Annotated in this window: 6 protein-coding genes; all 6 read left to right on the top strand. The window is 37.2% G+C overall.

Features of this window, described 5'->3' with window-relative positions; translation table 11 throughout:
• Nucleotides 1-186, top strand: a 186-nt coding sequence (locus tag BXU11_RS18315; RefSeq protein WP_139363553.1) for a hypothetical protein, incomplete at its 5' end; no start/stop codon positions are given.
• Nucleotides 170-718: a pitrilysin family protein gene (locus BXU11_RS18320; RefSeq protein WP_223253795.1), complete on the top strand. Its 549-nt coding sequence runs from the start codon at nt 170-172 to the stop codon at nt 716-718. The genes BXU11_RS18315 and BXU11_RS18320, both read left to right, overlap by 17 nt.
• The gene (locus tag BXU11_RS18325) at nt 696-1,310 is read left to right on the top strand and encodes a pitrilysin family protein (protein WP_223253796.1); all 615 of its coding nucleotides are present in this window, start codon (nt 696-698) and stop codon (nt 1,308-1,310) included. Before BXU11_RS18320 ends, BXU11_RS18325 begins: the two co-directional genes overlap by 23 nt.
• Nucleotides 1,311-1,623: 313 nt before the next feature.
• Nucleotides 1,624-2,007, top strand: coding sequence for a VOC family protein (locus BXU11_RS17460; RefSeq protein WP_024980959.1), 384 nt, complete (start codon nt 1,624-1,626; stop codon nt 2,005-2,007).
• Nucleotides 2,008-2,145: 138 nt separating this feature from the next.
• Nucleotides 2,146-2,670, top strand: a complete 525-nt coding sequence (locus tag BXU11_RS17465; RefSeq protein ID WP_223253691.1) for a CIA30 family protein — start codon at nt 2,146-2,148, stop codon at nt 2,668-2,670.
• A 213-nt stretch (nt 2,671-2,883) separates the two neighbouring features.
• Nucleotides 2,884-3,507 (top strand): TolC family protein, encoded by a 624-nt coding sequence (locus BXU11_RS17470; protein ID WP_255373981.1) that lies wholly within the window; start codon nt 2,884-2,886, stop codon nt 3,505-3,507.
• Nucleotides 3,508-3,700 lie beyond the last annotated feature (193 nt).

Raw genomic sequence — 3,700 nt, forward strand, 5'->3', positions numbered from 1 at the left:
ATTCACTCCATTACCAGAGAAGAAATCAGAGACGTTGCCAAAAAGTATTTGAATACCAATCAACGTTTAGTTTTAGATTACGTACCAGCTGCGAAAAAACCAAATAATCAGACCAATCACTATGAAAAACATAAGTATTCTCTTAATCCTATTTTTTGTCACCGGAATAATGCAAGCGCAAAATAGACCTCAACCCACTCCTGGAGCCGCTCCAATAGTTCAAATCAAGAAACCGCAAAGCTTTGTCCTTAAAAACGGACTTAAAGTAATGATTGTGGAAAACCATAAACTCCCAAGAGTATCTTTCACCTTAACACTTGACAACCCTCCTTTTGCTGAAGGCGCTAAAAAAGGTGTAGACGATCTAACCAGCAGCTTACTGGGTAATGGCAGTCAAAAAACATCCAAAGATGCCTTTAACGAAGAAATTGATTTCTTAGGCGCCAATATTAATTTTTCTTCTCAAGGGGCCTCTGCGAGCGCACTATCAAAATATGCTGGGCGTGTCTTAGAATTGCTAGCCGAAGGCGCGTTATATCCAAAATTCACCCAAGAAGAATTTGATAAAGACAAAGCCAAAATCATCGAAGGATTGAAAGCCAACGAAAAAGTGCCGAAGCCATTTCTGTCGCGTTGTCGATGTATTGGCCTTTGGAAAAAATCATCCCGCTGGAGAATTCGTAACCGAAGAAACATTGAAAAACGTAACCCTTGCTGATGTTCAAAGCAATTACGCAACGTACTTTGTACCAGAAAATGCGTATTTGGTAATCATAGGCGATATCAAATTCAAGGAAACCAAAGCTGTAGTCGAAAAACTATTTGGTGCTTGGGAGAAAAAATCCATTACCAAAACAGACTACACAGCCAATCCAAACGTAAATCAACTACAAATCAACTTGATTGATGTACCTAATGCTGTGCAATCAGTAATTTCATTGGTAAATACGGTAACTCTAAAAATGAACGACCCTGATTTTTTTCCAGCAGTAATTGCGAATCAAATTTTAGGAGGCGATTTCAATTCGTATTTGAACATGAATTTGAGAGAAAAGCATGCTTGGACTTACGGCGCACGTTCAGAAATTGGGACCGGAAAATATGTCACCAAATTTGTAGCCACTTCAGCTGTTCGTAATGCAGTTACCGATAGCGCTGTGGTAGAATTCATCAAAGAAATCAAAAAAATCAGAACCGAAAAAGTAGATGCTGAAGTCTTGAAAAACGTTAAAGCAGGGACAGGCGGTTGCGCCTGGAACTTCAAATCGACCATCGCTACAGATTATAAAGTACCCATCATTGACGCGTGATAATGAAATATTACTAAAAGGATATCCTAAATTTTTGTTTAACTTCAAAGGAGATATTATTTCCTTGAGCAGAACAAGTCAAAACGGCTCAGAGGGTTATGCCTTTGAAATAGTAAACATAAACTAACTAAGCTGAAGTAACTTACAAAACATATTGAAAGGTTACTCAATCAATACCTGCAGCAGTATCGTCTTGACGTTACTGCTGTTTTTTTTGATTAAAAAAAATTACCTTTGAGCAAGTAAAATTAGTAAGATCTATTACGATAGGCACTTGCCTTAACTTTTCTTGTCGCACTATACCCCATCAAAAATGTTAAAAAGCATTCATCATATAGCCATCATTTGTTCTGATTATCAAAAATCAAAACATTTTTATACCGAAATATTAGGTTTGGAAATTATTAAAGAGTGTTACAGAGAGGAAAGACAATCCTACAAACTTGATCTTGCGTTAAGTGGCCTTTATACTATAGAATTATTTTCCTTTCCTACTCCACCACAGCGGGTTTCGCAACCAGAAGCTTGTGGACTCCGTCATCTTGCTTTTGAAGTTTCAAATCTCGAAAAATGTATAGAACATTTAATGAAATATAATGTAATTACAGAACCGATAAGAGTCGATGAATTTACACAAAAGCGCTTTACCTTTTTGGAAGACCCTGACAAGTTGCCCATTGAACTTTATGAAATTTAAAAAACTCCAATAGACACTGCATTAGCTCCTCTTCAAAACAATAACCATTCGCTCTTTCGCCCCTAAACAGCTATCAAAAAGCTGTTAAAACTGCCCTACAACGCAGTAGATTGAGTACTTTAGTTGAAACATTGAGTTATGCCTTTATTCATTGCTATAGTATTTATGATGACACAAACTACCACTCTTTATGATTTCACTACAAAATCAGCTGCAAATGATTGGACTTTGGTAAACGATGGAGTTATGGGTGGCCTTTCCTCTGGTGCATTTGCCATCAATACGTCAGGGCATGGTGTTTTTTCGGGAAAGGTTTCTTTAGAAAACAACGGCGGTTTTACCTCGATCCGACATCGATTTTCGCCTGTAGCTGCGACTTCCAAAAGTCAAATTGTCCTTCGTGTAAAAGGAGACGGTAAAAACTATCAATTTCGGATTAAAGATCAATCTTCCGCTTATTATTCCTATATCACCACCTTTCCAACCACAGGGGAATGGGAAACCATTATTATCAACCTCAACACCTTGTATCCTTCGTTTAGAGGTCGACGCTTAGAGGCTCCTAATTTCAACAGTGCTTCTTTTGAAGAAATAGTATTTCTGATTGCGAACAAAAAAAACGAATCGTTCCAATTACTTTTGGATCGTATTGTGCTGCAATAAGTCGTCATTTCTTGTTATAGATAGCACGCTAAGACTCATTTCTAGTCTCTTACTCTCTAATTCCGTTTTCTGTTTAACAACTTTCCGATTTGACAAAAGTGCCCTATTTTTTTGAAATCAGGGTTAACTCCTACCCAAAACAAGCAGTGTGATATTAGTTACAGACTTTGTTTTTTTTAGCGCCTACTTTTGCTTTATCAAAAAGTAAAAAAGATGAAAAAAATAAAAATAGTTGGACTTCTATTGAGCTTGATCGGTTCCACTACAGGATGGAGTCAAGATACACTGTTGGTATACAAAAAAGAAATAGCGCTAAAAGCTGCAGATAAAAACCTTCAGCTTAAAATAGCGCAACAAGAATTTCAAGCCGCACAAGCTGATTACAGACAATCGAACGCTTTATTTCTTCCAAGTATCACGGCTTCGCATACGGCGATTTCGACTACTAATCCGCTTATGGCTTTTGGTTCAAAACTGAATCAAGAAATCCTAACCCAAGCCGATTTCAACCCGGCTTTACTCAACAATCCAGCTCGCACACAAAACTTTGCTACCAAAATAGAAATCCTTCAACCCTTAATCAATGTCGATGGTCTTTATGGCAGACAGGCTGCAAAAGCCAAAATGCAAGCCCATCAATTACAAACCGAACGCAGCAAAGAATACCTTGAATTGGAAGTAAACAAGGCCTTTATGCAACTACAATTGGCTTATCAAGCCGTCAACGTTTTGAACAAAGCCAATACTACTGTACAAGCTAATTTGCAATTGGTCAACAACTATTTCAAACAAGGCTTACTACAAAAACTGATTTACTTTCGGTTCAAGTTCGAGTAAATGAAATTAAAAATCAATTGCAATATGCTAAAAGCAACATACAAAACGCCTCTGATTATTTGGCTTTTTTATTAAATGAAGATACTAAAAATGCAGTTTTCAAACCTGTTGAAGCACTCGAAAACAGCATTGTTGTAAGTCCCATAAATTTGAATTTGCCCTTAGACAGAAAAGACATCCAAGCGATGGATCA

This window comes from Flavobacterium sp. LM5, from assembly GCF_002017945.1.
In the GTDB taxonomy this organism is placed as follows: domain Bacteria; phylum Bacteroidota; class Bacteroidia; order Flavobacteriales; family Flavobacteriaceae; genus Flavobacterium; species Flavobacterium succinicans.

Excerpts from the sequence above, each read along its gene's own strand:
- BXU11_RS17460 (WP_024980959.1), top strand. The coding sequence starts at position 1,624 with ATGTTAAAAAGCATTCATCATATAGCCATCATTTGTTCTGATTATCAA.
- BXU11_RS18320 (WP_223253795.1), top strand. The coding sequence starts at position 170 with ATGCAAGCGCAAAATAGACCTCAACCCACTCCTGGAGCCGCTCCAATA.
- BXU11_RS17470 (WP_255373981.1), top strand. The coding sequence starts at position 2,884 with ATGAAAAAAATAAAAATAGTTGGACTTCTATTGAGCTTGATCGGTTCC.
- BXU11_RS17465 (WP_223253691.1), top strand. The coding sequence starts at position 2,146 with ATGCCTTTATTCATTGCTATAGTATTTATGATGACACAAACTACCACT.